General features: G+C 41.3%; 25 protein-coding genes. 4 read left to right on the plus strand and 21 right to left on the minus strand.

What is annotated here, in order from left to right:
- Positions 1-31: 31 nt before the first annotated feature.
- On the minus strand, positions 32-946 hold the full coding sequence (locus tag NYE69_RS26050) for an ArsR/SmtB family transcription factor (protein WP_340930539.1): 915 nt from the start codon (positions 944-946) through the stop codon (positions 32-34).
- A gap of 173 nt (positions 947-1,119) precedes the next feature.
- Here NYE69_RS26050 and NYE69_RS26055 point away from each other — a divergent pair, with 173 nt between their 5' ends.
- Complete coding sequence (locus NYE69_RS26055) at positions 1,120-2,610, plus strand: glycoside hydrolase family 43 protein (protein ID WP_340928598.1); 1,491 nt, start codon at positions 1,120-1,122, stop codon at positions 2,608-2,610.
- A 159-nt stretch (positions 2,611-2,769) separates the two neighbouring features.
- Here the strand turns inward: NYE69_RS26055 and NYE69_RS26060 are convergent, their stop codons facing one another.
- The 3 genes from NYE69_RS26060 to NYE69_RS26070 are packed head-to-tail and all read right to left on the minus strand — an operon-like array spanning position 2,770 to position 6,244.
- Positions 2,770-3,267, minus strand: a complete 498-nt coding sequence (locus tag NYE69_RS26060; protein ID WP_340928600.1) for a PTS sugar transporter subunit IIA — start codon at positions 3,265-3,267, stop codon at positions 2,770-2,772.
- 15 nt (positions 3,268-3,282) lie between these two features.
- Positions 3,283-4,818, minus strand: a complete 1,536-nt coding sequence (locus tag NYE69_RS26065) for a sulfatase (RefSeq protein ID WP_340928602.1) — start codon at positions 4,816-4,818, stop codon at positions 3,283-3,285.
- Positions 4,805-6,244, minus strand: coding sequence for a PTS transporter subunit EIIC (locus tag NYE69_RS26070; protein ID WP_340928604.1), 1,440 nt, complete (start codon positions 6,242-6,244; stop codon positions 4,805-4,807). Before NYE69_RS26070 ends, NYE69_RS26065 begins: the two co-directional genes overlap by 14 nt.
- Positions 6,245-6,424: 180 nt before the next feature.
- Here NYE69_RS26070 and NYE69_RS26075 point away from each other — a divergent pair, with 180 nt between their 5' ends.
- On the plus strand, positions 6,425-7,189 hold the full coding sequence (locus tag NYE69_RS26075; protein WP_340928606.1) for a MurR/RpiR family transcriptional regulator: 765 nt from the start codon (positions 6,425-6,427) through the stop codon (positions 7,187-7,189).
- 139 nt (positions 7,190-7,328) lie between these two features.
- On the opposite strand, the gene NYE69_RS26080 is transcribed toward NYE69_RS26075, so the two are convergent.
- On the minus strand, positions 7,329-8,207 hold the full coding sequence (locus NYE69_RS26080) for a helix-turn-helix transcriptional regulator (RefSeq protein WP_340928607.1): 879 nt from the start codon (positions 8,205-8,207) through the stop codon (positions 7,329-7,331).
- A gap of 147 nt (positions 8,208-8,354) precedes the next feature.
- Here NYE69_RS26080 and NYE69_RS26085 point away from each other — a divergent pair, with 147 nt between their 5' ends.
- Positions 8,355-9,533: an MFS transporter gene (locus NYE69_RS26085; RefSeq protein ID WP_340928610.1), complete on the plus strand. Its 1,179-nt coding sequence runs from the start codon at positions 8,355-8,357 to the stop codon at positions 9,531-9,533.
- Positions 9,534-9,613: 80 nt separating this feature from the next.
- Here NYE69_RS26085 and sigK read toward each other — a convergent pair whose 3' ends face one another.
- From sigK to NYE69_RS26120, 7 genes are all read right to left on the minus strand, one after another.
- Positions 9,614-10,168, minus strand: coding sequence for an RNA polymerase sporulation sigma factor SigK (sigK, locus tag NYE69_RS26090; RefSeq protein WP_340928612.1), 555 nt, complete (start codon positions 10,166-10,168; stop codon positions 9,614-9,616).
- Entirely contained in the window at positions 10,050-11,768 is a 1,719-nt protein-coding gene (locus NYE69_RS26095) for a recombinase family protein (protein WP_340928614.1), read from the minus strand. The genes sigK and NYE69_RS26095 overlap by 119 nt, the downstream gene beginning before the upstream one ends.
- 76 nt (positions 11,769-11,844) lie before the next feature.
- Positions 11,845-12,093, minus strand: coding sequence for a hypothetical protein (locus tag NYE69_RS26100; RefSeq protein ID WP_340928616.1), 249 nt, complete (start codon positions 12,091-12,093; stop codon positions 11,845-11,847).
- A gap of 396 nt (positions 12,094-12,489) precedes the next feature.
- Positions 12,490-13,065 (minus strand): hypothetical protein, encoded by a 576-nt coding sequence (locus tag NYE69_RS26105; protein WP_340928618.1) that lies wholly within the window; start codon positions 13,063-13,065, stop codon positions 12,490-12,492.
- 574 nt (positions 13,066-13,639) lie between these two features.
- Positions 13,640-14,353, minus strand: a complete 714-nt coding sequence (locus tag NYE69_RS26110; protein ID WP_340928619.1) for a hypothetical protein — start codon at positions 14,351-14,353, stop codon at positions 13,640-13,642.
- On the minus strand, positions 14,340-15,695 hold the full coding sequence (locus tag NYE69_RS26115) for a hypothetical protein (RefSeq protein ID WP_340928621.1): 1,356 nt from the start codon (positions 15,693-15,695) through the stop codon (positions 14,340-14,342). Before NYE69_RS26115 ends, NYE69_RS26110 begins: the two co-directional genes overlap by 14 nt.
- 145 nt (positions 15,696-15,840) lie before the next feature.
- Positions 15,841-16,743, minus strand: a complete 903-nt coding sequence (locus NYE69_RS26120; protein WP_340928623.1) for a stalk domain-containing protein — start codon at positions 16,741-16,743, stop codon at positions 15,841-15,843.
- A gap of 273 nt (positions 16,744-17,016) precedes the next feature.
- Between NYE69_RS26120 and NYE69_RS26125 the strand changes: the two genes are divergently transcribed.
- The gene (locus NYE69_RS26125; protein WP_340928626.1) at positions 17,017-17,715 is read left to right on the plus strand and encodes a helix-turn-helix domain-containing protein; all 699 of its coding nucleotides are present in this window, start codon (positions 17,017-17,019) and stop codon (positions 17,713-17,715) included.
- Between the two features lie 186 nt (positions 17,716-17,901).
- Here the strand turns inward: NYE69_RS26125 and NYE69_RS26130 are convergent, their stop codons facing one another.
- The 9 genes from NYE69_RS26130 to NYE69_RS26170 form a co-directional block, all read right to left on the minus strand.
- On the minus strand, positions 17,902-18,936 hold the full coding sequence (locus NYE69_RS26130) for a DUF262 domain-containing protein (protein ID WP_340928628.1): 1,035 nt from the start codon (positions 18,934-18,936) through the stop codon (positions 17,902-17,904).
- Between the two features lie 109 nt (positions 18,937-19,045).
- Complete coding sequence (locus NYE69_RS26135; RefSeq protein ID WP_340928630.1) at positions 19,046-19,366, minus strand: hypothetical protein; 321 nt, start codon at positions 19,364-19,366, stop codon at positions 19,046-19,048.
- A gap of 16 nt (positions 19,367-19,382) precedes the next feature.
- The gene (locus NYE69_RS26140) at positions 19,383-19,751 is read right to left on the minus strand and encodes a hypothetical protein (RefSeq protein ID WP_340928632.1); all 369 of its coding nucleotides are present in this window, start codon (positions 19,749-19,751) and stop codon (positions 19,383-19,385) included.
- 169 nt (positions 19,752-19,920) lie between these two features.
- Positions 19,921-20,283, minus strand: coding sequence for a hypothetical protein (locus NYE69_RS26145; protein ID WP_340928634.1), 363 nt, complete (start codon positions 20,281-20,283; stop codon positions 19,921-19,923).
- 111 nt (positions 20,284-20,394) lie between these two features.
- Positions 20,395-21,693, minus strand: a complete 1,299-nt coding sequence (locus NYE69_RS26150) for a hypothetical protein (protein ID WP_340928636.1) — start codon at positions 21,691-21,693, stop codon at positions 20,395-20,397.
- Positions 21,690-22,988 (minus strand): hypothetical protein, encoded by a 1,299-nt coding sequence (locus tag NYE69_RS26155; protein ID WP_340928638.1) that lies wholly within the window; start codon positions 22,986-22,988, stop codon positions 21,690-21,692. The genes NYE69_RS26150 and NYE69_RS26155 overlap by 4 nt, the downstream gene beginning before the upstream one ends.
- A 147-nt stretch (positions 22,989-23,135) precedes the next feature.
- Entirely contained in the window at positions 23,136-23,969 is an 834-nt protein-coding gene (locus tag NYE69_RS26160) for a hypothetical protein (RefSeq protein ID WP_340928639.1), read from the minus strand.
- A 189-nt stretch (positions 23,970-24,158) separates the two neighbouring features.
- The gene (locus NYE69_RS26165) at positions 24,159-24,764 is read right to left on the minus strand and encodes a hypothetical protein (RefSeq protein WP_340928641.1); all 606 of its coding nucleotides are present in this window, start codon (positions 24,762-24,764) and stop codon (positions 24,159-24,161) included.
- 176 nt (positions 24,765-24,940) lie between these two features.
- A complete protein-coding gene (locus tag NYE69_RS26170; protein WP_340928643.1) occupies positions 24,941-26,116 on the minus strand; it encodes a restriction endonuclease subunit S in 1,176 nt (391 codons plus the stop codon).

Below are 26,116 nucleotides of genomic sequence, written 5' to 3' on the forward strand. Positions count from 1 at the left end.
TGCCCGCAGGGGAGGCAGATCTCTTTTCCAATTAATGATTATCGTTAAGATACGCGCGGATGACAATGTCTTGATCGTGATTGCCGAATCCGGAACCATACATTGTCAAGCCCCCTACGTTAACAGCCCGCTCATCCACCGCGAAACGAAGCGTCCAGAACGGTTCCCGCAGCTTGATATCCGCGAGGGTCACCGCCGACATCCGCTCATCATCGATAAATGTACCCGACACGTCGATGCGGATCGTCTTCAATAACCCGTATTGATTCACATTACGATGCCACCATTCGGGTGTAAATTTCCCCCGTGCAGCCCTTCCGAAATCAGCCGGACTTGTCCATGTGCCAAGGGAGATGCCGTTGAAGATGAATTCAATATCAGAAGGCCAATAATCTCTTAAACCGGGAGCTTCCGAAGCGATCTCCATGGAGATTTCGATGGCGTCCGCGGTTTGATCGGCCAGCAAAAAGTTAGGCATTTTGTATTCCACATACCCCCACCCAAACCACAAAATGGCGGCGTGAACCCGCTCGGGATCGAGGAAATAGCGCGGATCGTCCCAAACTCCGATTTCTTTCTCGCGTGTACCGAGCCCGCAAGTAGGATAAACTTCAAAAGCGGTGTAATGACCGACGGAAATACTTTGCTCCCTGATCTTTGCGGTGGGGCCGGCAGACGGCAGCTCAATTTCGACGGTTTTTTGCTTGAGGAAACAGATTTTGTGCGTCCCCCCGTTCAGCCGTACCCTGCGGCTTCCGACGAGCCCGGCCTGTTCGAGTTTTCGGATGTGCATGGTAACGATCGAGGGGCTGAGCTCCAACCGGTTCGCAATATCCTTCACATTCATCTCGCAATCGGCAAGGAGACTCATCATTTTCCAGCGGACTTCGCTGGCCAATGCTTCGTATAGCGGCATAAACTTCGGTTCTCCGTTCGCTTTAATGATCATCATAATCTCCTGACCGTAACAATTTAATTCACATATATATTAATTTAAAAGATTTAACATGAATCATCAAGCCTAATCCATTGCTTGATATTAAACCATGGTGTTTAATTTTCTTAGCTGCTAATCACATTAGATTTATATATATGTGAATTTATGAAAGAGGTGGACCTATGAAATACAATAACCCGGTCATCAAAGGATTTTATCCCGACCCCAGTGTATGCAAAGTAGCAGATACCTATTATCTGGTCTGCAGTTCCTTTCAATACTTTCCCGGTGTTCCGATTTTTGAGAGCAAAGACCTGATTAACTGGAAGCAAATCGGTCACTGCCTAACCCGAGAGAGCCAGATTCAGCTCGGCAAGGTAAGCAGTTCCGGCGGCGTTTTCGCTCCTACGATCCGGCATAACAACGGGAGATTCTACATGACCACGACCAACGACACCACTCGTCAAAATTTCTATGTTTGGACTGACGATATTTACGGTGAATGGTCCGAACCGATCTATGTGGATCAGGGGGGAATCGATCCCGATTTGTATTTCGAAGACGGAAAGGTCTTCTTTATGAGCAACGGGAAAGACGATAACGGGACCTACGGCATTGTTCAGTGTGAAATTGACATTGAAACGGGCGGCAAGCTGTCGGCAAGCCGTTCGATTTGGCAAGGTACAGGCGGACGATATTTGGAAAGCCCGCATATGTATAAAATCAATGGCCGGTATTACCTTATGGCGGCTGAAGGCGGAACTGAATATGGACATATGGTCACTTATGCACGGGGAGATTCCATCTCCGGTCCGTTCGAAGCTTATCCGCACAATCCCGTACTGACCAATCGCAATCTGGGCGGTTATGAGCTGCAGGGGGTTGGCCATGGCGATCTGATTCAAGATCACGACGGAAATTGGTGGATGCTCCATCTGGGCTTCCGTCAAATCGGACGTTGGCTTACCTACCATCACCTTGGCCGCGAAGTTTTCCTTACGCCGGTTACTTTTGGCGAGGATGGCTGGTTTACGGCAGGACATAACGGCACGACCCTTACGAGTTTTGAAACCGATCGGATCGCATGTCATGTTATCCAGCAGGAGAAAAAGATTTACACTTTCGAGAACACGAAGTGGAATCTGGACTGGTGTTATCTCCGTCATCCTGTTGTGGAGAACTATCGGTTGGAATTCGATAAGGCAACGCTGAAAGGGACCGGAGTGACGCTGGATATGCCGGAATCCCCGACATTTATCGGCATTCGCCAAAGGGACTTTAACGCGGAAATCTCTTGCGATGTACAGCTGACAAGCGGAGAAGCCGGCATCACGCTGTATATGGATGAACATCATCATTATGATTTAGCTGTACGTAAAGATGAGCACGGGTATAAAGTGATCGAGCGCCTGAATATTGGGGATATTAAATCCATTGAAAATGAAGTTGACCTGAGAAACAGCAATCATGCTACTGTGATGATACGGGCAGCCCATGAGCGCTATAGCTTCTTCCTTCATGCAAACGGCGAGGACATCCTCTTAGGCACGGCGCAAACCAGATACCTTTCCTCCGAAGTTGCGGGAGGATTTACTGGCGTGCTCATCGGTTTATATGCCTGTGGGGAAGGATCTATGGCTGAGTTTTCAACATTTAAGTGTGAGTATCTTTAAAACTCTTCTCCTCATATTAAAGGACGCTCCCTTGCCTTCGCTCGGGCTGCGTCCTCCTCATTATATCGGCGTATAGATGCCCCCGCTCATAAACGGAGCCTCCAAAATAGAGTTGATCTCATCCTGTACGGATAAGCTCTTTGCTACACTGGGGCAGAATCATAAAACGATACGCAACATATCCATGTCTGCCCGTGTATCATCGTTACTACTCTGTAAAATGTCAACTCGCTTAATTAACTCTTGGCCAACCGGCACGATGACCGGTGTAACGACAGGATAGCCGGCCTGTTGAATATGCTCGATATCAAACTCAAGCAGCAACTGGCCTTTTTTCATTTTTTCGCCGGTACCTGCATGAGCTGTAAAACCTTCCCCCTTAAGGGAAACTGTGTTCATGCCAACATGGATGAGAATTTGTATTCCGGATTCATGTTCTAAAACCAGTGCGTGCTTGCTCTTCTCCATAATATGGGCCACAGTTCCGTCAAAAGGGGCAACAACCTTCCCTTCATAGGGGTTAATGGCTATTCCTTCCCCCATGGCTTTACTTGAAAAGGCCTCGTCTTCCACTTGTTCAATAGAAACCACTTTTCCGATTAATGGAGCGGCAACCAACACCTCTTGGGGAGTGCTTTTCTTTTTACGTCCAAACATAAGATTTATCCCTTCTTATTTCTTGATTAGGCCAAGTCGTTCGAATTCTTCCGGCGGCGCCTCGATTTCCTTCATTTTATTAACTAGTTTTTGGACCATGACTTTTTCAATTTCTGAATCATCCAGCGCATTTTCTTGCTTTGGATCCTTTTCCATGTCAAACAGTAAATTTCCGATTCCGTAAGAATTAATATAGTTTTCAACAGGCAACTGCAATACAGGCATGCCGTTGGTAAAACGATTTCCTGGGACAAGTTTCACTTGTGACAAGGAATCATCGGCAAAGAACCCCCTCATTCTTGTCATCGCAAGTGTCTGATTAACCAAAGGGCCATTATCCGGTTTAGCCGAGCTGCGCATATACACGTATCTGCCATCAAATATGCTAACATGTCCGCCGTTGACCCCAAAAAGAATTTCAGCATGATGACCCATTTCCTCTTTGATCATGGAGATCAAAGACCTGCCGTCACGACTGTAACCGTCGGAAACATTGAAGTAATCTAACAGGGTTGCCGCAATGTCTATGGTTTGACACAGTCCATCGTAGACTTTTCCGTCATCATGATCTTCTCCGGGTATATGCATAAAGAACGGAAGGTGAATAATTTCTTCATACATGGGTGCAATATTTTTGCCCACCCAGTCATGTTCTCCCAGCAGGAAGCCGTGATCCGTATTGACGATAACCAAGGTATCTTCCCACATATTGTGATCGTCCAAGAAGTCCAGCACCCGGCCCAAATGATAGTCACACATGCTGAGCAATGCAGCATATTCTTTTCTCATCCCGTCGATTTGTTCATGATTACTGTCCGCATCCATTTTTTGATACTTTGGCCAAAAGGGGATGTCTTTATCTTCCTTGCAATCATAAAGCTGCCGGTACTTCTCCGGAACATAAAAAGGCTCATGGGGATCGAAGCATTCAATTTGCAAAAACCAGTTATCCTTATCATGATGGTGAGCAAGAAAATCCAAGCCTGCCTGAATCGTTTGAACGCTGGACATATCCTCTTCGTTTAATTGTCTGGTTCTGTTGGCGTAATGCTGTACTGCCGAAATTCCTGCTTTATTGAACGGGTTTTGATTATCCATGGACATCGCTTGGCTGCGCGGAACCCAACGGTCGCCTTCCTGCCCTCTAAACCCTTCCCACGTCGAATAACGGTTATGGTACGTAGCTCCGCCATCCTCGAAATAATGAGAATGATCCGTAACCAGATGACAGTAAACCCCCTTTTCTTGCAGCCTCTCAAAAACCGAGTTATCAAAGCTTTCCAGCGGCCCCCAGCCACGATGAAGGAAGTTATATCTCCCTGTATGCAGCTCTCTTCTTGCCGGCATGCACGGCATGCTTCCGCCATAGAAGTTGGCAAAAGTCACGGTTTTCTCTCTTAAACGTTCAAAGTTAGGCGCTTTGACCCAATCGTTTCCATAGTTAGGCAAAAAACTGCGGGTTAATGTATCAAACATAATCATAAGAGCTCTCATGGTTTCTCCATCCTTTTGAATTGCTTCTTTATTTTCACGGCGATTATTTAACGGCATTTACGCTTTTGCTGTCATTCCAGAAGAAAAGGGTAAGCAAGCAAGTGACGATGAAGGCCATCGTAATTCCGATGACAGCCCCGAAAAAGCCCATGTCGAAGCTCCCGTGGTTAATGTAATTAGGCAACGCCAAGATCCCCATACCGCCGACCACATAAGCTTTGGAACCCAGGAATCCCATGACCCCTCCGCCGATGGAAGCCCCTGCAAGAGTAAAGATAAAAGGATACTTATTGGGTAACGTTATTCCATAAATGGCAGGTTCCGATATGCCAAAAATCCCCGTCGCAAAACATGGAACACATAGTGTCTTCAGCTTGGAGTTTTTGGTTTTCAAAAAGACGCCCAGCACCGCACCCAATGTTGCGAATGGCGTTCCCAGCATTAAAGCCAGAAGTGGATCGAAGCCGAATTGGGCTATTGTAATTAAGCTAATAGGTATCAATCCCCAATGCAGACCGAACATGACAAACACCTGCCATAATCCCCCGATAAACAAACCCGCAAGCGTTGGATTCAAATCATATGCTCCCTTGGCCAAAAAGCCCAACATAGCTCCTAACCAGGTCGCCGCAGGACCAATAATTAAAAAAGTGAGCGGAACAATAATAATCAGGGTGGCAAAAGGCACCATAAACATTTGAATCACCTTGGGCAGAACCCTTTTTAACCAATTCTCGATTTTGGCAGCAAAGAAAACGGCTATAATTGAAGGAATGACCGATTGCGCATATTTCATTAACAAGATCGGTACTCCGAATACCTCAAAGTATACAGGCGCCTGAAAAATCGTTCCCTCAAAGAGGGTATAGATTGGTTTTCCTTCACTCAGTAAAGCGGTCAAACTTGGATAGACCAGGGAAGCTCCGATGATAATGCCCAAAATGGGAGACAGTCCGAACTTGTTTGCGGAAGTATAGGCCAAGATGATCGGGAAGAAATAAAAGAAGGTATCCCCAATCGCCCATAATAAAATATAAGCCCCGGATTGCGCGGACAATACGTTCGTAGCCAATAAGACCGCCGCCAGGCCTTTGGCGATACCTGAAGCTGCCAAAAGACCTAATGCCGGTGTGAATACGCCCGAGATCACATTGATAAAGCGATCAAGTACCTTTGCCTTCTTGGCGGGTTTTTGAGCGGCTGACGCACCTTCACCTTCAACTGGAGCATCACCGCCTTGTTGTCTTGCCTTCACAACTTCCTTATACACATCGGCTACATGCGGCCCAATGACAACTTGATATTGTCCTCCACTTTTTACAACCGTTACTACCCCATCTAATTTCTTTAAATCTTCTGTCTGTGCTTGCCCGTCGTCATGTAATTTAAACCTCAAGCGTGTCGCACAGTGTTCCAAACTTGAAATATTTCCGGACCCGCCTACGTTTTTAATGATTTCCTTAGCCAGTGCTTCATAGCTCATCCTGTTTGCTCCTTCCGTAGCTGCAAGTAGTTCTAATCCGGATTAGTCGAACCATTGCATTTAAGCAAGCGCTTACGATAAACTTAGTATAAAGTCGCTGCAAACGAAAAAAAACACTTTCAAGGAACCTTGGGAAATTGTCCAACATTCAGAAAATGATTGGGAAAGAAAGGATTTACGATGAAGTTTGAAAAAATCTTAGAGAAGCACTATGCCAAACTAAATGAACTGGATCACCAAATCGCTGCTTTTATTCTGAGCCACAAAGCGGAGATTTCTAACCTCAGTATTGTGGAACTGGCTGAAAAAAGCTTTACCTCCAAGTCCTCCATATTCAGATTTGTACAAAAGCTGGGCTTTTCAGGCTACTCGGAATTTAAATATCTGATTCAATGGGACAATCACAATAATCAGACTCCTCCGGTCATTCCGATTGAGCATGTTGGGCAGCAATTGATTAATATCTTGAATAAAACAAAGCAAATGGATTTATTAAAGCTGTATGACAAAATCTATAATAGTAAGCGTATTTATTTGCTGTCTACAGGATTGACCCAGCAGCTTCAAGCGCAGATGCTGCAACGCAATTTCTTAAAAATGGGCATCAGCATGAGCCTGATCCCGTTAGACATCGGAACTCATTTAACAAGCGCGGTCATCGAAAAATTGGAACCCGAGGATCTGTTGATTGTATTTTCGTTTTCCGGCGAAAATCATGCCATGAAAGAAGCCTTGGCCATACCTTTACTTAAAAAAATTCCGGTTATATCCTTTACAAACACCAGTCAAAACTGGCTTAGTCATCATTCTGTCTTTAATATTTCAACTTATTCTGAAGACTCTGATGAGACTCATTTCACCTCCAGTTTCATACACAATATTATTGATTTTATTACATTTGAGTTTGAGCAATATCTTAAGGAGAAAATGAGTGCCCGTTTATAATAGGAAATTCCCGTACACAAATAAAGGGAACCAATGTGCCAGTTGCGAAAACAAACATGATCCTCTTCTTCATCGTAGCCTGCTGAAAATAATTTAATACCAGTCTAACCCCCACTGCCTTGCACCCCTTCTTGCTGCGCTAGTGCTTTCGCAGATATTTTGGTGTGACCCCAAATGCCTTCTTAAACATCCGGCCAAAATATCCGGCATTCTCAAAACCGACCGTTGCGGCAATTTCCGTAACGGTATTTTCTGTGGTTTGCAGCAGTTCTCTGGCTTTATTCAAGCGGAATTGGATCAGATAGTCTACAGGAGAAGCATCTGCTCCTTCCTTGAAGCAGCGCAGCGCCTCGCTTCTGCTTACCTTGGCGGCAGACGCTATATCCGCAAGGCGGATTCTTTCCGTATAATTCTCATAAATGAACTCCAGCATTAGCCGCAACCGTTCCTGAGTGGTCAGAAAACCCGCGGTTTGCGGCAATTCCATGCAGGACTGCTGATGCAGATACAATGTGCGCCAGATGGAGGCGATATTGATCTGTACGTCGATTTCCCTTGTCTCTTCCTCTGAATTCAATAAGTGGAATATCTGTTGCAAGGATTGCAGAATCTCATTTTGCCAATCTATCTGGCTGCTTAAATATAAGCAAGAGATTCGAGAGCATAATATAGGTTGTATAAATTTTTGGTATACCATTTGATTTCCGCCCGAAATCAGCTCCGGAGAAAATACGATATTGGGCACAACCGCTCTTCCCCCTGCCTCATAACCGTGAATTATTCTCGAATTAATGAAAATTCCATCCCCTTTGCCGAGCTGCACGATTTCTTCTCCGATCAGATAATCCGCCGTTCCTTCCTGAATGACGGCAAACTCCAATTCGTCATGCCAATGTCGATTGACGTTGTGATTCGGGAAATTGTCAGTATCGTCCAGGTAATATTGGATCGGGAATTGTTTGGAGCCATGTGTTGCCAACTCCCGAAGCCGTTCATCCGTAACAACCGCTGACTGCAATTCAAGCACCCCCTTTTTTTGCGATATTGTACTATAATTTCGCGTAATTCTGCAAGAAAATCGACATCATTTTGTGATATATTTAAATTCCTGTCCAGGCAACTTGGTATGAAATCCCTTTATTTTACAATATCACAGGAGGGAATTATGGCTACACTGCTTTTAATGATCATCTACATCGCATTCATCAGTTTGGGGATACCGGATTCATTGTTCGGGACCGCCTGGCCTGCGATTAATCAGGAATTCGGCTTGCCGGTTTCGGCGGCGGGGTATGTTACGTTTACCATTTCAGGATGTACAATTATTTCCAGTCTGGTAAGTGCAAAGGTGATTAACAAATACGGAACGGGCAAGGTCACGGCAATAAGCGTCGTTATGACCTCTGTTGCTCTGCTTGGCTTTTCTTTTTCGCAAAACCTGGCGTGGTTTTGCCTGTTTGCCATTCCGCTCGGACTAGGGGCTGGGGCTGTAGATTCAGCGCTCAACAATTACGTGGCGCTCCACTATAAGTCCACCCATATGAATTTTCTGCATTGCTTTTATGGTATCGGGGTTTCTTTAAGCCCGTATTTGATGTCGCTTGCGCTTTCGGAGCAGAACAACTGGCGGGGCGGCTACTACACTGTATTCATCATACAAAGTGTCATCGCATTGATTGCCCTGTTTTCGTTGCCGATATGGAAGAAAGCCAACCAGAACAAGCAGGAGGCGAAGGATGAAGTTTTTAAAACGGTCAGTATCGCATATCTGTTTAAGCTGTCTTCGGCAAGAGCGGTGTGGTTGATACTCATCAGTTCCTGTGCGATTGAATACACTGCCGGCGTTTGGGGAAGCACCTTTCTGGTATATACCAAAGGCTTGTCTGCAGAGAGCGCAGCCAAAAGCCTTACTTTGTATTACGTCGGAATGGCGGCGGGAAGGTTGCTGTCAGGCTTATTGGCGGATAAGCTGACGAGTTGGAAATTGATTCATATCGGACAAAGTATCCTCGTTGCCGCGATTGTGGTGCTCATGCTGCCATTGCCCACAGCTGTATCGGCTGCCGCCCTGTTTTTGGTCGGCCTTGGCAACGCACCGATCTTCCCGAATCTCCTCCACTTGACGCCAAAAAACTTCGGGAAAGAAATCTCACAGTCGATGATGGGCGCTCAGATGGCCGTCTCCTACGTGGGAATCGCACTAATGCCTCCGCTGTTTGGCTTGCTGGCACAAACGCTTGGCGTTAGTATGTTCCCATATTATCTGATGGTGCTATTCGCGGTCATGTTCTTGTCCATGGCCCGCCTGACAGCAATATTAAAAAAGCAAAATAGTTATGACTAGGCTAAAGCAAAAATAAGAAAAAGTCCTTAATAAATATTGGACTTTTTCTTATCAGCACTAATCATTCGCTTAAAATAATCTCACTTCTTCTGCTTATAAAACTCATGATACAGCTTCATGAGCGCTCTTTTTTCGATCCGGGACACGTAACTGCGGCTGATCCCCAGTTCCTTGGCGATTTCGCGCTGGGTCCGTTCTTCTCCCCCATGCTCCAGCCCGAACCGCCCTTTGATCACTTCCTGCTCCCGTGCGTCCAATATATCGAGGTTCCGGTATATTTTGCTCTTTTCCATTTTGAGCTGTACCCGATCCACCACGTCATCCGCTTCCGTCCCCAAAATATCGATCAGGGTAATCTCATTGCCTTCCTTATCCGTCCCGATCGGATCATGCAAAGATACGTCCTTCCGCGTTTTTTTCAGCGATCTCAAATGCATGAGAATCTCGTTTTCGATACACCGCGCCGCAAACGTTGCCAATTTTGTGCCTTTTCCTAGACGGAAGCTTTCGATGGCCTTAATCAGCCCGATCGTGCCGATCGAGATCAAATCCTCCAGATCCTCGCCGGTGTTGTCGAACTTCTTGAGATTGTGAACAAAGTCCGGTATTTTTTTCTTCTTGATACCACTTATCAAAAAGTCCAACGGATGTAATACTTAACTCTGTCCCATCTGCTGTATCACCATCTGCTGGCTTTTTAACAGTGATAATAATCTCATCATATAACATTTCAATAATGTTTCGCTTTAACTCAAAAGGTACTTCACTGCTGTTTGATATTCTTTCACGTAACTTTTCAACCTGACTCATTATTTGATCGACTGTTAGTTCCTCCATCCGATGAGAATCGATTTTGGACTGATAATTCACAATCTCATCTTCTAACGCTGCGATTTCTTTCTTATATATTTTCCGATGATTGTCATATCGCTTCTCATCTTCTAAAGTCTCTGCTTCAAAATAAGAACGTTCTGCCTTCTCAAGTGCTTGCTTTTTCTTTAGCAACTGCTTTTCTAATACAGCCAACTTTTCTCTAACACCTGAAATCGAATCATTACCTTTATTTTTGATACGTGATACAAACTTCTCAGGATTAGTAACTATCTCAAGTACCTGATTCCAAATAAAATCCTCGATTAGATCAGCATTTAAAGCTGGAGCTTCACACTTTTTGACTTCTGGTCCATATTTTCTTGGGTTTTTATTAGGACATCTGTAACTCCGACTCTTCATTATTTCCCCAGTTTCTTTATTCTTAGCTCCTTTGTACGTTGTCGCTTGATATGTTCTCCCACAGTGACCGCACTTTAACAAGGATTTCAACAGGTACTCATACTTCTTGTTCCCAACATGTTTAGTCGTATCATTTTGTATTCTTTGCTGCTGTGCCAATTTCCAGAGCTCCTCATCAACAATTGGAGTGACATCAACTGTTAACCATTCTTCTTCAGGTCTAATTTTGTATGTTTTCTTCGGATTACCCCCGACTGTCAATTCACCCCGTTTTTTCTCAGTGGCTCTACGATTGTAGTAATACTTACCTATGTATATTTCTGATGTTAAAATCCGTCTAATACTTGATGCATTCCAATTCGGACTTTCTCCTCGTTTAGGCTCTATCTTTCCGTAGAGACGTTCTCCAATTTCCCTTAGTGTCAATTTCTCAAAAACATACCACTCATAAATCATTTGGACATATTGTCGTTCAACATCATTGATAACAAGCTGTCCATTTTCATCTTTGTCGTAACCAAACGGTGCAACTCTCATTGGCATTATCTTTTTTGCATTTTTAACTTTGGACAATCTTCCCCGAATCGTTCTTTTCCTGATCAACGCCAATTCATAAGACGCAATTGCGGACATAATATTAAAAAACAACTGACCTTCAGGCGAATCATTAAATTGTGTATCGGTAAAATATAACTTCGCACCATTCTTTTCAAACTCACGACATGCAATTAGTTTATCTGTAAGATCTCTGCTGAAACGGTCTGGGTGAGTACAAATAATTGCTGAGACTCGACCACTCGCAACATCTTCTCGTAACTTTGTGAGTTCAACCCTTGTATCAATATCTTCACCACTTCGTCCCTCTTCCCTATAAATGATTATGTTTGATTCAAAATAACCCAGTTCCTTTGCTTTCTCTTTACAAAGTCTAATCTGTTCATCGAGACTTGTATTATCTGTTTGTTGTAATGTTGAAACCCGTGCATAAATTCCAATCGCCATTAAATATCACCTTGTTTACAATGATTTGTCATCATTATAATCAAAGTATGGGAAAGAGTAAAGAAAAGAAGGCTTCTCAATTTACAGAAGCCTTCTCAGTGAATAATAAATGTTCCATAATATATTTAATCAATTGCTCTTCCTTAGCTTCATACTCAGCGATCTGTTTTGGAGTGTATTTTGTCCCATTCGGAACATACGTGAAAGTAATTTTCTTTTGCCTTTTCTTTTTACTCATCTTGGTGATCACACTCCCATCACCAATCCCTATGCCATTCGGATTTTGTCCTACAACCTTTTTATTTAGATCTTTAACACTAGACATGCGTATCACTACTCCTTAAAGCGATTTGGAGCAATAACCCCATGTCCTATGTGAAAAATCTCTTATTCATTCTCCGAATAATGATTTCAACACCCTATCCAAATGAAAATAAACCCCTTGAATAATAAACAGACCCCCTCATAAAAACAGAACATACACCCCCGAAGAAACATGACTCCCAGAATTATGACAAGACCCATTACCGACTTCATATAAACGATCAAAATTTTATATTTAAGCCCTTCCCAAAATACAAAAATACCAATTACAAAGTCTTAGATCCGATTTTCTCGTTAGATATGTAAAAAATTTTATGAAAAACAAAAAAGTCCGATTCTCCGTCACTAAAACGGAAAATCGGACTATTTCACCATAATTCAAACAAAACCAAAACCATCATGTCACCAACACTAAATTTTCTCTGATAACAGTTACCTCAATTTTGCAGAAAGAATATTTTTCATTGGAGTCATCCGTTACATACGCATTAAGGACGCCTTGTTGAGCCTCAAAAAGTGTCTGATCGATATAATTTTGAATTGTTTCCTGACGAGTACTTCCTTCATATCCCTCTTCATGAAGTGCTTCTTCATAAATATTTGTCGGAACGCAAAGATAACATTTCTTCGTGATTAAGTTATCAAAAACATATGTAGGATACTCACTCGAAATGTCGATTTCCTTTCCGTCCATATCAATTGCAAGCAAGATGTGATACACAAGTTGTCCTTGTTCCAGCAAATCAGATATTACCTCAAGATCTTGTTCAGTTGGTTCGGATTGAAAAATCTTATTGTAATGAATGTAGTTCGTCCTAAGAACACGACCTTCTTTGAAAGATTCAATGATACTCTCTTTTATCCCGAAAATTCTCATGATATCCTCAGCCAGTCTTTGACTTCTCGTGACAAAAGGTATTATTTTCCTGCTTCTGACCACCCTCGGATCAACTTTTCCATTATCGTCCGCCATAAAAAATCAGCTCCTTCATATAGATTCCAACTCATAATCCGATACACATTGAAATTGCCTGAAAGCAGGGATAATGGTTGGTTATACTATATAAAAAAGCTCTGCTTTACACTCCAAATTCAGAGGGTTTCTCGATACTTTTCAAAGATTTCTCTGTAGAAATTTTACGAAGTGTCTGTAAATGAACATAATCCCCATACAACGCCTTCAGATTACTCAAATGAAAAAAGTCGGATTTCAATATCCGACCGAGAATCAGATTATCTGAACTCAATTAAAAATAACTATTGATAGTGCCGCGGCGCATCCAAATCATTCTTAACTCACACCATGAAGAATTTACAATTCATTCTCAAGTAATGATTACCATCTGCCATTTTGACTGAATCATTAGTGAACGATTCAATCTTCCCAACGGTGTCCAACTCTCCAGCGATCCATACTTCTAAATCTCTTTGGAATATAATCGCTCGTTGAAAATCTGCATCATCAATACAAACTTTTCTCTTTTTCAAGCCGTATTCACCCCATATTACCCAACCCCATCCATAGTGACGAATACCGATCCATATAATTAATGCGTTAATCGGTACTCTCTTAATGCCTGTTTAGAACGTTCTTTCCCCTTCACTTTATCCTTTAACATTTTTTCCAATAAAGGTCCAAACTTCTCACGATATCGCGGCTGAACTATCCAACTACCATCTGGACCTTTTTCATCAATTGGAACAATGAAGGAAGTAATCGGTCGAATTAGTTTCTCGTAAACACTTCTCGTTTTTTCTGGTCTATTACGCTTAAATTGTATCATTGGAGTCGGTAATTTTGCTTTTCCATTAGAATACGCTCTCCAATTAAATGCAACGTATCCACCGCGCGGATCACCGTTCGCCTCAAAATATCCACAGTATTCATCTCTGATAATAAGAAACATCATCTCGTAATAAGATAAATCAAATTCTTCGTTTGCTTTTACTTTTCGTAATGAAACATCGCGCTTATAATCAATACCTGTTTTATTATTTAATAAGATATTTATCACGGGAACTTCAATATCTTCATCTGATGTTAATGTAATACCCACTTTTGTTGGACAATCTTCCTTTTCTCCATTACCGCCTTTTGAACGCTTATCCAGTATCGATTGAAATCCCAATAACCGTTTGAAGTGTAAGGTTCCTGACTTGCTTGATAGATATTTGTATTGCTCTTCTGATAACGAATCTATAATCTCTTGACCCATTGCTAACATTTTCAAATAATAGGTCGTTTTCTTACCGTATGCCATTATTCCACTCCCAAAATTGAAGTTCTTTGATAGAATACCCCGGCTCCCGATTGAAACTTTCATAATACAATTTACGGAACCTTTCTTTATTGTAATCCACTTTGTGTTCCTCAAATATCAGATATATAGTATCAAGAGTAGATAACCAATACTGACCTATCCCAAGCTCTGTAGCCAAATACTGCTTTGACCCATCGCCCTCTAGAACCTCTATCGGCTTTATGAAAAACCTTGTTTCCATATAAGTACTTGTGTCAATCCCTATATCTAGCAAATGTAACTTCTCGACCCTACTAATAAAATAACTGTCATTTTCAAACCGTAACTCCTTATCTTCCAATACAGTTACAATACCATCATATTTTGTTACCTTATTTGTTGGAACATTTTTAGCCATTCGAGACTCTTTAGGTAATGCATTAAAAGAATTATGTATTACATATTGAGTAACTTTGGAGCGAATAATGGGATAGTATTCTAAAGTCAGATAATCTTCACCAAACTCTCTTAAGACAGCAGGGTAGCAAGAGATCAAATCACCTGGATCACTTTTCTTTACATTAACTCTTTCATAAAGAAGTACTACATCCCCAATTTCAAAGTTACCTCGTAAATACTGGTATTTTTCCTTCATACCGTAACTTCTATTCATCGTTCCAAGTTGACGATTATGCATCACAAATGCAAGCCAATCAAGGTTTAAGAAATGAACCTTTAATTTATTGTCCACAAAATCACGCATCATATCAAAAAAATTATCATAGGGATTCTCTTTTTGTTTAAATGGAAATTCAACTATACCATCTAACAGCTTATTCCCGTAAGTCATTAATATCTGTAAATCAACGTACTCAAATCTTTGAGGAAGATAATTTGCATGATCAATAACAATTCTCGGAATCTTGATCCTATCTCTGACTCTTTTTACGATTATAAAAGCCACTAGACTTATATATGCTGCTGATTTGTTAAAACTATCATTCATCAATGAATTTGATACTACGTCATAGTGGAAATCATATATAACTTCGTTCTCATTTTCTTTTTTGAATACAACCCCTTCAACCGATTCAGTGAAAAATTTCCTCTCATCAAATGCTACCAGTTTGGATTTTTCAAAATTACCTCCCACATTCAAACCGTTATAAACAACAAAACTAAAATACTCACTATTCTTAATACTCTCTTCAATTGTTACATTTGATAAATCCAATTCTTTACCCAACAACAGTTTGGAATACTTTCCTAATTCATATACAAACAACAATTCTGTGCCATTATATATTTTTGTCACTCGATTAAAATTATCAGGCAACAATTCATTAAGATGAATTTTCGACATGTTTCTCCCTCTTTCATCTGGTATCGAAGAAAGGTATACACAATAATTCAATATAAATTGAAATACTCCTTCTATCAGAACAGATCTCGTCCGACAAAAGGAGTATGTCATTCTTCCTATACAGTAACTACATAGCAAATCACAATTAATCCTCTACATACCCCGTCGAGGAATCAATACTAATGGTATTCGTTGCTCCGTCCCAAGTTACCCCAAAATCGATGACCGCCGCTACATCCCGCAATTTGAAATAATTGTTACCGTTGATCAAATAGGCTGTCAGTTTGACTTCCTTACCATCAAGATAAATTGTCGAAGTGGAAAGTTTCGCCTCCGCCGTTGCAGGTTTTTCGGCAACTACCAACTCGCCTCCAACTGCCGTATACGCTTTACCCGATTCGAGAGAGATCGCATTCTTCTTCCCGTCCCATCCCACTTCAAAGCTCTTTTCGGTTCCATTCAAAACCATTGCGATGTCGCGGAGTTTGAAGTAGTTGTTACCGTTGATGTTGTAGGCTTGGAAGGAAACTTCCTTACCATTGACCAGTACTTTAGAATTAGTTGGTTTTGCAGTCGCAGTCGCAGGGATTTTCTCAGATGAAGAAGCCGGTTTATCTGCCGACCCTCCAACTACTTGAATAACGAAGGTTGCAGTACTGGAAAAAGAGAAGTCACCACCAAAGTAAACAAATCCGGAATAATATCCCGGTTCAGTGAAGGTAACACTGTTGCCGGTTACCTCAACAGATTTGCTTTCGCCTGCAGGTACGAAGAAACCATCAGTTATTTCCGCATCTTTATAATAATTAATAGTAGGATGGGGGTCATCACCTACGATTTTTAAGGTGACTGCACCATCAGAAATATAAGCCTTATCACTTCCTTGAGGATCTTCTCTAATCAGTTCAACTTCTTTAACAATATTAGATAAAGTCACATATCCGCCTTGTTCAGTTTCAATCTTGGTCTCACTTGCTGCAAAAACAGATACCGATGCGAATAAAGAAATCATCAAGGTGAAAACTAGAACTGTAGAAATTCTCTTCATCTTTTATCGACTCCTTTTCTCCATTGTTAACAACAGTCCTGATTTTCAAAAATACTTCAAGTATATTGAAACAACTACACTATACCCCCGATTGAAACATGACTTTTGAACCACCCTCTTACGACAAAATTTTTAACCCATATTTTAATGAAAACCGTTAAATTCGTCTGTTGACTTTAAGTCACATCATCGACTGAAATTGTACAATTCGTGACTCTTTATACCGATAAAATTAAATAGATATGTTTTCGTAAGACGGGAGGTTAAATTTAATTGGACATTCGAGCAGAATTTGGTCAAAGGGTTAGGGAACTTCGAGCCAGATGCGGAATGTCACAAGAAATGCTGGCTCATCGAGCGGGGCTGGATCGAACATACATCAGCGGAGTGGAGCGCGGGGAACGAAATATCAGTATCGTCAATATTGAGAAGATCGCGTCAGCACTCTGTGTATCAGTCGAATATCTATTCTCTAACGAAAGATTTTCGACAACCCCTGCATATCAACCTAAAGATTTTGAGAAACCGTTTAAACAAAGATTTAAATACCATATTGACAGTGAGAAGAAACTATTGGCATTTCAGGTGGAAGGGTTATTTTCAGGTAAACGTGATGTTGATTATCTATCTTCAGTTATCATCGGTGTTTGCACTGCGTTTGGGACAGAGGAATTGAACGTCTTAGTCGATCATCGGGATATGAAAACACCTGACGGTGAAATTGCCGTTTATTCTCCAGAGGTTGCAGAACGTGCAGTAATATTCCAACAAGAACTATTGAAATACAGTAAACGGGTCGTAGCATTATGCAATTCGGAATACATGGTTCAAAACCTGAACCATGTAGCTACACAAAGTGGGATTATCTATAAAGCGACCCATCTCTATGGAAAAGATAAAGAAATGGTCGGTAGGGCTTATGAGCTTGTGGGTATCCACGATAATGAGTTAATCAAAACCAAAGCTCAATGAGTTACCCCCATGAATGGATTGCTAATCCAAACGAAAAAATACCACTTCTTGATTCAACAGAGGTTTATCAATCGTCTTGAATTTGGTTAACTCCCAATAAAAAAGGGATATTGCTGACCTCCAGTCGCAATGTCCCTTTAGCAAATATGGTCAAACCGTTCCCATACTGTCGTATGACGCAAAAAATCAATTTCCTTGCGCTAAGGAATTGGCAAAGGCTTCTAAATCTTGAACCATAAGATCCGTTCGTCTTTGTATAACTTCTTTATTAGCCGTTTTTCTGCTTAAGGTCTCACCAAATTCAGAATCCTTGTCGTATTCATCAATCAGGAATTTTTGCGCCCACTGTCCGAACTCTGCCGCTGACAAATTCTTTTCCTGCGCTTTTCGTGCTGCAACAAAGAGGGAGGGAACAACCGATTTCTTTAGCCTCTTAAACATGTTCAAAGTCCAATCTTGGAAGCCCTCCATCATGTATTCAGCACTTTTTTCAATCTCGCTAACAATCACTGGATCAATTGGCGTCTTCCCAATCTCACGCATATACAACTTCATATCCTTGCCGGAAAAAGACATATCTCGTCCAGAAAGAAGGGCGATAACTTGGACAACCGTTTTCCGATCAACATACCTCTCGATATCGGCTTTGGTAAAATTGATTCTTTGGAAAAGCTCGGATTCCGTGATGCGTTTCAGGATTGAACGGTTATCCTCACCAAGTAGAACTTGAGACTGCTCAATATCCGATAACGGCTTGGTTTGATTAACTCGGTAGAAAATCTCCTCTACGTCCTCAAGGGAATACGATTCATCGAAAATCGTTACGGAGAAGCTATAATTTAGCACTGCTTGCTGAAGGTCTTCAGGCAACTCGCTAAACTTCAAACCTGAAACGGATATGTCTCCGACCATCGGTGTGTCATCGGACAAAGCAAAACCGTCATCAACGAATAAAAACAAAGTGTTCAAACGTTGGAGACAATCAACTGCATAATAGATGTGATCGGGCTTTCTTGCATTGCTATCGAGAACGTCACCGTTTTTCCAAACCAATAAGTTCGGAATGTAACCATCGGTCAAGACTGTGTGCATTAAAAGGCTTTGCCAACTGCGATCCTTTCGACGAACATATCGACGCTGGAATGGAAGGTCGAAATTGATCTGCTTCCTCATTTGGTTAATTATTTTATACGTTGACCACTGAACCGTTGATCTTGCCAAAATTACCCCACCTTTGAGAGGAACTTTAATTAAAACTACTTATTATTTTACCACTTATCCGAGCAATCGTATATTGCATCTTTAGCCATCCACACAGGAGATCGAAAAATTAAGTAGAATGATACGCTTTGTAAAAGCTGATCCCCTGCTTGACCCCGCTGAAAAACATAAACTCCTTAACGAATAATGACTTCCTGTCCATCACTTCCTGCAGGGCAGTTACCAGTTCAAGCTGGTCATCAGACAAGGATTTTTTCAGATCTGCTATAAGCTGCTGCTCACGATGTCGATCTTCCTCAGGTACATCTTTATCCCGATTGGCTAAAACGATCAACCTCATCTCATTTAAAAGTGCAGTTCCAATACAAGCAGGTAAACCAATGTCCTCCGTCAAGGTCTTTTGAGATACATTCCGATAGTGACATTCCAAGAAAAATGCCCTCCTTTTAACCAATGCTTTCGCATTGTTTGGCAAACTTGATCCCGATCCTGGCTCCAGCCAGATAGACCCCTTCATACCTTCGAGACATGTTATCTTGGTTCACTTTACACCAGATCTGCAACTGTTCATATTGGGAAACGGTCAGGCTATCCTTCAGCTGCTTCATGATCTTCGAAAACTGGTCTTCCAAAAGCGAAAAATCATCGGTGGACTTGGCGTCAAGCTCAATATCCCGACAATCCTCGAGAGACTGCCTTATTAAAGCAGGTAATTCATCTGGATTACAAGCTTCTTTGGATGGCAACCAAAGCAATGGCTGAAAGCTGTCCAGAGCCAAAATCTTACCGGCTTGTGAGACACCATTTCCTACCATTTTCATCCCTCCTTTGCAAATTGTGCTTGTACGTTACCGTAATTATTTAGTAATTGCAAGGAGCTTTATGATTGATGGATAGGTGAGGGGAATAGGTAAGAGAATAGAAAAAGCCGTTCGATACCCCTGAGGGGGGAGGAACGGCTTTAAATTGAGATTAGCGGTCTACCTAAGTTGCTTGCTCGTTGATGTAATTTATAAGCGCGGCGGACGGTTGCTTCATCATCCCAAGAAGCTCTTTCAATTTAGATAGGGAAGTCGGATTAGCCCACTTCAATTGCTCGCCAACAACATCATTTAGAATAGTGACTTTAAACAGCCCACTTTCATCTTCATCATCGTAATCGATGTAGACATCAAGGTCATCCTTTTGAAATCGAATGCTCTTGTAGAAGCCAGGATTCTTCGTGTAGCTGCCGTATTGACCATTGTGATACCCTTTGAAAACAGGAGTAATATGGTTCTCCCTTGCCAAGTCAGATACCCACTTGTTTACCAACAAAATCATATCTTCTGTTGAAAGCTGAAGCATTAGATCGCCTCCTGATTTTTGCTATACCTATGTAAATCTGATGGCGATCCGGCTCCAAAAAGAGTAAAAGGTTGACTCCCCTTGATCTGGGAGTAAACCTTCTAAATTTTCCTATGACTCTTTCTGATCATCTACTTTATTCAGAGGTGCACTTTCAACCTCCATTGTCACTTGTTGGGGCTTAGTTTCTGAATTAGTGAGATCCTTAGTTATAGACCGTTTCTCATCTTTAACAGTAATAACCGCCTCACTAGTCTTAGAAAGATAAGGTTGCTCTGATTTTATACTATCTCCCTTACCCCACATAGATTTCCAATCTAAGCTACAGGATTCTCTAACAAAGGAAAGTATATTTCGCGCGACCTTAAATCTCTCATCAGATAAACCATAGCCGAATACTTTCATTAACCCCTCTTCCGAATATTCCTTTCCTTTTAATCCTTGTTCGAAAAGAAGAAAGTCAAGGTGTTGCGGCATCGATAGATATAAATTCGGACGAGCTAACGCTCTATCGACTAACCCTATCAGACTTGCTGTATATGGCGGTGGATCAATCGGACCGAACTCAACACTTTGTGGAGCTACTGATTTAGGCACTGAAGATCTGATTATTTCATTCGCCAAGTCTCTCGCAGTCCTAATTAATTCATTTGCAGTTCTTGGGTCTAAATCTCCATATGTAAGTTTCGATGTAATGTGATCCCGTCTTGCTCGTTCGGGCAACCCCAGGACATCGGAACAAATCCAAAGGATTTGAAGTCCTACCAAAACAGTTAACTCACACGCAAGAAATTTCAATGTATCTCGGTGATCTTTACTATGGTTACCAGCGTGATCAAGCCCCCGAGCAACAGTATTCAAGGACTCCAAACAAATATTTATAGCAACGTAAGGATTCTCATATAAATATAGCTTTCTTGTGTTAGACAAAATATTATTAACGGTTGCGTTGGACTTTGCTACTCTTTGAATAATACCTTCATATTTACTATAGAAATCTCCATCAGCTAAACCAAAAGCATATTTTTCGTCTTTATATTCCTCCAGTATTTCACTGGTTAGCACTTTAACGCCTCCAGTGGACGCAAAGCGAATAATTTCCCATTGGGTCTTATTTAAAGCAACAAATACATTATTCGCTTTCACAAATTCCCCAAGTCCTTTTGCCCAAAATATCCGTTCATAAGGCTTCGATCTGGCTTTATTCTTACAATCACAGATTATTCTGTGTCCCTGAAAAGGATTGGTGAAAATTATTCCTAATACATCAATATCAGTTGCATCATGATTTGAAACCCCATATTGAAGGGGGATACCCCTCCTTGTTAGGTAACCTTGGCTCTGAAACATACCTGAAACTAGGTACTCAAAACCAATACCTTTCTTAGCCGATTTATCTTCATTTATCACCTATAAACACCCCCTGTCCTTAGAGTAGTAAGCATTTTGTTTCTTAAGGCTTCAACTGGAGCTGTAGATTTAGCTATAATCTGACTCTTTCTTGTTTCAGGAATTATACAACTGCTCGGTTGTTCTTTGAACAGGTCTCCGATGTTCGATTCTGCCTCTAGAGCAACCTTATTATAGGTTATCATTTGTCGAACCAGTTCTCCAACCTCGCGTTGTCTTAATTTCATATAGAAACCATATGGCTCAGCAGGGCTTGTCTGGATTACACCATCCATCTCTAATAAAGCATAGTCCTCACCGATTGCTGTTGCGGGTCCAACCCATTCTCCACGCAGTAATTTGTTTATTATATTCAACATCTTTTCTAGAGTCGAAATCCTTCCTCTTCCAAATGAGGACTTGGTTTGCCCAAATCTCAGACAGCTTAACAAAATTTTTGCCTTATGAAACACATCTTCGGAAAGTGAGAAGCTCCCAACCCCCTGACCCCTTAACTGAGGAGTTGTCAGAAAAGTAGCCGAACCAATCGAAGATTGGACTGTAATCCCATCAAGTAATCCAACGCCTTCCATCATTACTACTATATGAGGTTTAATCGTTGAAGGTATATCCTCGATCAAGAATCCTGGAGTCTCCGAGACTAACCGCAGGACTTCCATTACCATATCACGTTCTTCATTATCCAAAGCAGATAAAGCCTTTACTACTCGCTGTGGATCTCCATTAAAAGAGTACTCGTTATACAAAACTTGATCGGAACCTTCACCACTCGTTTTTACAAGACCGAATGTCTGTTGAAGTTCAATTGTGGTGACAGCACATTCCTCAGATATTCCATTTTGCGTTAAATATTCTTTGAGTTCATCAGGGACTCTAGGTAATTCAAAAGTATGATTCAATCCTAATAAACTAGCTTGCTCCTCTTCCTGCGGCTCAAGCTTATCATATATTGTAGAAACCGTCTCCAATGCTTCCTTGCCGGAAAAACAATATACCTCTATTTCCTTTGGTTTCCCCATATCATCAACTATAAAATCTATTTTTTCAGCTTGTCGTAAATAATTTAAGTAAGTGATCAATTCCCCACTAGTGATACTAGACTGACGGGCGAATATTCTGGCTTTTTCATACGGCACAATTTCTTGTTTGTCAGCAATCAATCTTCCAAGAAATGCACCGGCTTTTCCTGCCTGTTCGGTCGCTTCATAATAAGTTAACTCGGTCGTATTCTGCTTTATTTCCGATAAGTGTTTGATTGTATTTACTATCCAAGTCCCCTTTGTCAACTTGTCCATAAACACTCCACACCCCTCAACCATTTTCTGAAAAGAAGTTCGACACATTTCTACGATTTTCCTCTATAATGGATTCCCCGATCATAAAAACAAAAAGATGACCCTCACTCTGGGTGGTCATCTTAATCGCTCATCTGTATTCGCAAATTAACCTATGAATTCCTCTCGCTCTTCCGCCATTGATACTCCATAACGGCGATATTCATCATAAATGATGGTTCCCTCTAGGTCAATAATGCCAAGGTTCGTTTGCCCATTCACTTGACTTTCGAGAGCCGTTAGACTTGGATGGAAAATAACCCCTTGTTCCACCCAGTAATTCAGGATTGCTGTGACCTCTTTGTCGAAATTATAAGAGGACTTTACCCCAAGGACTCGAACATCAAGGTATTCCCTATACGTGTAGGGAATCACGTAAAGATACACGTAGTTCCCATTCTGCAAAGCTAACTTACAACCCTTGAAATAAACTCGACGCTTATTTGGAGTTAAAATTAAGGCACACATGTTTAGACGGTAAACATGTTTTCTCGGGAGGATATAGATGTACTTACGTCCGAAACTGGTATCAACGTAATCCACGTACTTAAACCCCTCGGATGGCTTATGCTCCCTTCCATCCACAAACCTTCTCAAGCCAATCGAAATCTTACTGACCACCGCTACACAATCATGACTAACCGGGATTTGATCGTAAACATAATTACCCGAGCTATCCCGACGAAATGACCCATCCGAGAGAACTTGACGCTTCTTCAGAGTCGTCCGACCGACTAACTGAACTTCTTGCTCATTCAAACGATCAAAAAACATCTCCGTTACCCCTTTAACGAGAGCCATACGACCCTTTGGGATGCCGTTAATCATAGTATCCAATCGAGGTAATGGCAAATCCGTAATCTTAAATGAATGTGCCATACTTCTACGACCATTCATCATATCTCTAAACTCTTTCGCAAAGATTACGTCATTTGTTTGCATAAAACTCTCACCTCCTCTTTATAAAAGAAGGTCTTTAATCACTAAATATATTAATTTATGAAGAAAAAAATAATAGGCTCCGTTCAAAGCTTTTTGGATATACCCCAAGGAAAAGCAAATTTGAGGAAGCGTTGTGATTACCAACTCAATTACCTTCGAAAAGAGTTACCTCATTAGGGCATTTACGTGCTATTTGATAAATACGATATAAACCTTATCCAACTTCAAAGGCTGACCTTCCTCGTAAATCGTTACCCTATCCTTCATTTCAGCCGATAAATTCTTGATTAAGTGCTGCGCGGCGGATAAAGTATGGTCGCCAAAGTCATAGATCACCAAAAATTTATAAGCTTCGGTCGGATCAAGCGACTTCATTTTGGTTTTGCCTGTAAGCAACCCCTTAATATCATCAATGATACCCCTTTTCTGGTTGGAACCAAATACGTAGCCGTTATTGATCGGTTTATTACATTTGATCTCGGCTACGATCTTTATATCTCCGATGACCATTAGATCATAACCATTATTGCTTGGCTTGGTGTTAAGCACCTGATCCAAGTAAACCTGATAATTCTCCTTAACATAAGGGAATCGGTCGCTCAGCCATTCGATGAAACGGATCGTTGTCTTATATGTAAGGATGTTATGTATGTCCTTCAGAGCGGTCTTGATGTCCTCGAAATCCTCAACTGATAGCCTGGAATAGTAATCGTCGTTACTGCCGGTTATTTTGTCCGCGATGAATCGGTTGAAGCGTTCTTTCAGTTCGGCTTCTCGATTATACTGTTGATTCATCAATAACAACCCCCGATGATCAAATTAAGACCATTATACAAGAGAAGCAAATTTCCTGTAAGTAATTGGGGTTTGTGACTGGAGTGTTGTAAGTCGTAGTATAGTTAAAAAAGATCGACCCCTATTGAGATCGATCTTTAAAAACGTTTGACTTCCACCAATACCGTTTCCTGATATCAAACGAACATCTGCTGCAACAAACCATTTTTCAACTGTATGAGGGATTCGAATTTCGATTCTTCCTTGGAGATTTTTTCTTCTAAGGTAAACAGAAACGAAGCAATCTTCTTCTGTTCCTCAATCGAAGGCAGAGGGATCTCAAGACTTCTGATGGAATCCCACTCAGTTCTCGGCATCTTGGAACCTGACGATATATTCGCTGCCTGTTGAAAAGTATCACTTTGAATTATGAAATACAAAAATTCATTAGTAATTCTAGGACTTTTTGATGTCAAAACCCAAATTTCTGATGAGCAAATACCATCAAATGTTGCATACCAATACTTCTTAAGGTACGGTCGTAATTTCCCAAATAAAACGGAGCCTTTAGCAAACTCATTTTTAGTACTTTGTTGCTCCTGTGATAAGTAAAAACCGTTGATTCGCCCCCTATTACCGACAATATTCTCCAGTTCAATACATGGCACGTTCGTCTTACTTTGTGGAATGATCTTATTAGAATTGTTTGTGGCAACTTGCTCGAACAATTCACTGTCCCATTCAGGAAAATCCTGTCCATTCTCATCTTTGAACCGAATTTCCTGCGAGAAAATCTTCTGGAGCATACCTTTCTTGAACAACTCCAACTGCTCGATCTTCTCCTGTTGCTTCTCGATCTTTTGATCGAGGAGGGAGAAGAAAGAAGCGATTTTTTGTTGTTCTTCGATGCTTGGTAAATGTATTTTTGTATCCAACAAATCTTTGTTATACAACCTCTTAACAGTTCCGCCTTCCAATTTACTCCAAACAATCGTCTGGTAGTAATAATAGAGATATTTGTTTAATAATCTATCACTTGTAACGTTTAACCAAACAATATTTGAATCTTGGTAATAGGCATCCTCACCCTTATATTCAACAATTCTCCCGATTGTTCCAGCTGCCGATATCAGAATATCCCCTTTTTTGGGATAAGGATACTTTTCTTTGTACTCAGAAAATAACTTTCTAGAAATAAAAGCGTCCGGAGTTCTACCAAACGTCCCTATTTTATAAAATGGAACCTCTCCAGTACTACTTGTTTGGTGTTCAAATATCCGTCTACACATTAAAACCGTCCCTAGATCTCCAAGTGTAGCATTATCCCATTCATCTTCAAACCCTTTAAATCTTAACTTTGGAACACAAGCCAT

Source organism: Paenibacillus sp. FSL R5-0527, assembly GCF_038008055.1.
GTDB classification, from domain to species: domain Bacteria; phylum Bacillota; class Bacilli; order Paenibacillales; family Paenibacillaceae; genus Fontibacillus; species Fontibacillus macerans.

Bases quoted from the DNA above. Each gene is read 5' to 3' on its own strand.
- NYE69_RS26055 (WP_340928598.1), top strand. From the start codon at position 1,120: ATGAAATACAATAACCCGGTCATCAAAGGATTTTATCCCGACCCCAGT.
- NYE69_RS26060 (WP_340928600.1), bottom strand. From the start codon at position 3,267: ATGTTTGGACGTAAAAAGAAAAGCACTCCCCAAGAGGTGTTGGTTGCC.
- NYE69_RS26065 (WP_340928602.1), bottom strand. From the start codon at position 4,818: ATGCCGTTAAATAATCGCCGTGAAAATAAAGAAGCAATTCAAAAGGAT.
- NYE69_RS26070 (WP_340928604.1), bottom strand. From the start codon at position 6,244: ATGAGCTATGAAGCACTGGCTAAGGAAATCATTAAAAACGTAGGCGGG.
- NYE69_RS26075 (WP_340928606.1), top strand. From the start codon at position 6,425: ATGAAGTTTGAAAAAATCTTAGAGAAGCACTATGCCAAACTAAATGAA.
- NYE69_RS26085 (WP_340928610.1), top strand. From the start codon at position 8,355: ATGGCTACACTGCTTTTAATGATCATCTACATCGCATTCATCAGTTTG.
- NYE69_RS26095 (WP_340928614.1), bottom strand. From the start codon at position 11,768: ATGGCGATTGGAATTTATGCACGGGTTTCAACATTACAACAAACAGAT.
- NYE69_RS26100 (WP_340928616.1), bottom strand. From the start codon at position 12,093: ATGTCTAGTGTTAAAGATCTAAATAAAAAGGTTGTAGGACAAAATCCG.
- NYE69_RS26105 (WP_340928618.1), bottom strand. From the start codon at position 13,065: ATGGCGGACGATAATGGAAAAGTTGATCCGAGGGTGGTCAGAAGCAGG.
- NYE69_RS26110 (WP_340928619.1), bottom strand. From the start codon at position 14,353: ATGGCATACGGTAAGAAAACGACCTATTATTTGAAAATGTTAGCAATG.
- NYE69_RS26115 (WP_340928621.1), bottom strand. From the start codon at position 15,695: ATGTCGAAAATTCATCTTAATGAATTGTTGCCTGATAATTTTAATCGA.
- NYE69_RS26120 (WP_340928623.1), bottom strand. From the start codon at position 16,743: ATGAAGAGAATTTCTACAGTTCTAGTTTTCACCTTGATGATTTCTTTA.
- NYE69_RS26140 (WP_340928632.1), bottom strand. From the start codon at position 19,751: ATGGTAGGAAATGGTGTCTCACAAGCCGGTAAGATTTTGGCTCTGGAC.
- NYE69_RS26145 (WP_340928634.1), bottom strand. From the start codon at position 20,283: ATGCTTCAGCTTTCAACAGAAGATATGATTTTGTTGGTAAACAAGTGG.
- NYE69_RS26155 (WP_340928638.1), bottom strand. From the start codon at position 22,988: ATGGACAAGTTGACAAAGGGGACTTGGATAGTAAATACAATCAAACAC.
- NYE69_RS26160 (WP_340928639.1), bottom strand. From the start codon at position 23,969: ATGCAAACAAATGACGTAATCTTTGCGAAAGAGTTTAGAGATATGATG.
- NYE69_RS26165 (WP_340928641.1), bottom strand. From the start codon at position 24,764: ATGAATCAACAGTATAATCGAGAAGCCGAACTGAAAGAACGCTTCAAC.
- NYE69_RS26170 (WP_340928643.1), bottom strand. From the start codon at position 26,116: ATGGCTTGTGTTCCAAAGTTAAGATTTAAAGGGTTTGAAGATGAATGG.